The 2,449-nt window shown below is 78.1% G+C and carries 3 protein-coding genes; 2 read left to right on the top strand and 1 reads right to left on the bottom strand.

From position 1 onward, the window contains the following. Both VGL20_06245 and VGL20_06240 read left to right on the top strand, forming a co-directional pair. Positions 1-482, top strand: a 482-nt coding sequence (locus VGL20_06245; protein ID HEY2703273.1) for a phosphotransferase, incomplete at its 5' end; no start/stop codon positions are given. 6 nt (positions 483-488) lie between these two features. After that, positions 489-1,274, top strand: a complete 786-nt coding sequence (locus tag VGL20_06240) for a class I SAM-dependent methyltransferase (GenBank protein HEY2703272.1) — start codon at positions 489-491, stop codon at positions 1,272-1,274. On the opposite strand, the gene VGL20_06235 is transcribed toward VGL20_06240, so the two are convergent. Then, the coding region (locus tag VGL20_06235; GenBank protein HEY2703271.1) for a hypothetical protein at positions 1,229-2,449 on the bottom strand (1,221 nt) is incomplete at its 5' end. The genes VGL20_06240 and VGL20_06235 overlap by 46 nt on opposite strands.

The raw sequence follows: 2,449 nt of genomic DNA, 5'->3' as shown, positions 1-2,449 counted from the left end.
TCCCGACGCTGATCCCGGTGGGCTGGAGCCGCCTCGACACGATGAGCCCCCCGGTGGCGCGGCTGGTGCGGGGGCTGCTCGACGACCTCTCCCCGCTCGTCCTCGCCCTCGAGGCCACCCCCCAGACCCTGGTCCACGGCGATTGGAAGCTGGGCAACATGGGCGGCCACCCCGACGGCCGCACCATCCTCCTCGACTGGGACCGGGTCTCGCGGGGGCCGGCGACCCTCGACCTCGCCTGGTACCTGGCGATCAACAGCGACCGGCTGGCGCACCCCCGGGAGGCGATCATCGAGCTGTACCGCGAGCGCCTCGAGGCGCGCGGCACCGACACCGCGGGCTGGTTCGAGACCCAGCTGGAGCTCGCCCTGGTGGGCGCCTTCGTGCAGCTGGGATGGGAGAAGCTGCTCGGCGGCAACCCCGACGAGCTCGCCTGGTGGGACGCGCGCATCGGCACCGCCGCCCACCTGCTCGGCGGCTGAGCCGCGGTGACCGCCGCACCCCTGCCCCGGATCTACCGGGCGGAGGCCTGGGCCGGCGGCCCCGCCCGCGTCTACGACCGGCTGGCGGCGGCGCTGCTGGCTCGCTGCCCGCTGCCGCTGGCCGGCGCGCTGCTCCTCGACGCCGGCGCCGGCACCGGTGCGGTGTCGGCGGCGGCGGCGGCCAGGGGGGCGCGGGTGCTCGCCACCGATGTCGCCGTCGACATGCTGCGGCACGACCGCACGCGGCGCCCTCCGGCGACGGCCGCCGACGTCCTCGCCCTGCCGCTGCGCGACGGCTGCGTCGACGTCGCCGCCACCGCCTTCGTGCTCAACCACCTCGCCGATCCCGCCGCGGCGCTGCGCGAGCTCTCCCGGGTGGTGCGACCCGGCGGCGCCGTGCTCGCCGCCACCTTCGCGGCCCGCTCCGACGACGCGCTGAAGCACGACGTCGACGCCGTGCTGGCCGCGCACGGGTACCGGCCGCCGCCGTGGTACCGGCGGATGAAGGACGAGCTGGAACCGCCCACCGCGCGCCCCGAGCTGCTCGCCCGGACAGCGCGGCGCGCCGGCCTCCACCGCCCGCGGGTCGAGGAGGTCGAGGTGGGCATGGGGATGCTGGATGCGCGCGCGCTGGCCGGCTTCCGGCTCGGTGCGCCCGCGGTCGCCGGCTATCTCGACACCCTGGACGAGCCGCGCCGCAGCCGCGTCTGGGCGGAGGCGGAGCGCGCGGCGGAGGCGGCGCGGCCCTACGTGGCGCGGATGCTGGTGCTGTCCAGCACCGTCGCCGCATAGCTCTCGAACCCCGCCCGCCGCGAACCCGCGTGCCCGGCGAGGCCGGCGCACAGGCGGCGGGCGGCGTCGCGCCAGGCGGCCGCGTCGAAGGCGGCCGCAACCTCCGCCGCGAGCCGCCATCCGTCCAGCCCGCCGGCGGCTGCCAGCGCCTCCCGCTCGGGCGCGAGCGCGGCGAGGTCGACCGGGATCCCCTGGGCCCGGCGCGCGACGGCGAGCAGCAGCCGCGCCTGCAGCAGGTAGCGGCGGGCGCCGCGGGACACCGCCTCCCGCTCCAGCTCCTCGAGCATCGCCTCCGCCGCCGGCGCGTCGCCACCGAGAAGGCACAGCCTCGCCTCGAGCAGGCGGCGACGAATCCGGTGCCGCCAGCGGTAGGCGTGCTCGACGTCGCCGAAGGGACGCGCCATCGCCAGGTGCGCCACCGCGGCGTCGCGGTCGCGACGCTGCAGGGCGCCGTCGCAGAGGTCGAGCCAGCCCTGGGCCTGGACCTCCGGGTAGTCGATCCGCCGTCCCGCCTCGAGCGCACGGGCGGTGTGCTCGTCGGCGGCGGCGTGGTCACCGAGGCTGCGCAGCATCCAGCCGCGGAAGTTGTCGGCCCGGCCGGCGAAGCGGGTCACCCCCAACCGCTCGCAGGCGGCGTCGAGCTGGTCGAAGCGCCGCATCGCATCCTCTACCCGGCCGAGGGCGGCGAGCGCGTAGCCGCTGACGAAGCTGAGGTGGGCGGGGGCGAAGAGGTTGATCACCGCCTCCGGCGACGCCGCCGCGGCCTCGACCAGCCGCAGCGCCTCCTCCGCGCGCCCCTGGTGGATGCGCACGAAGCCGAGCCACAGACCGCGGGCCGCCGCGCCGACCGCGTCGGCGGCGGCCGCCGCCTCGAAGCCGGCCTCGGCGGCGTCGAGGTCGCCGAGGGCGTGATGGCCGCGGGCGGCGAGGAGAAGCGCGCCGGCGCGCACCCGGCCGTCCCGAGCCTGGGCGCTCGCCTCGGTGGCCAACCGCACCGACTCGGCGAGGTCACGGAGGTGGAAGTGGGCCGCGGCGAGCACCTCGAGCGCCGCCGCGCCACCGCCGAGGGCGAGCGCCCGCCGTCCCTCGGCGTCGGCGTCGGCGGCGCGGCTGCCGAGGAGGAGCACCCGGGCACGCTCGATGTGGACCGCCGCGCCGTCCTCGAGGGCGCCGGC

This window comes from Candidatus Dormiibacterota bacterium (assembly GCA_036495095.1).
Classification (GTDB): Bacteria; Chloroflexota; Dormibacteria; order Aeolococcales; family Aeolococcaceae; genus CF-96.
The sequence above is the reverse complement of the archived record's forward strand: the minus strand, read 5'-3'. Positions and strand labels throughout refer to the sequence as shown.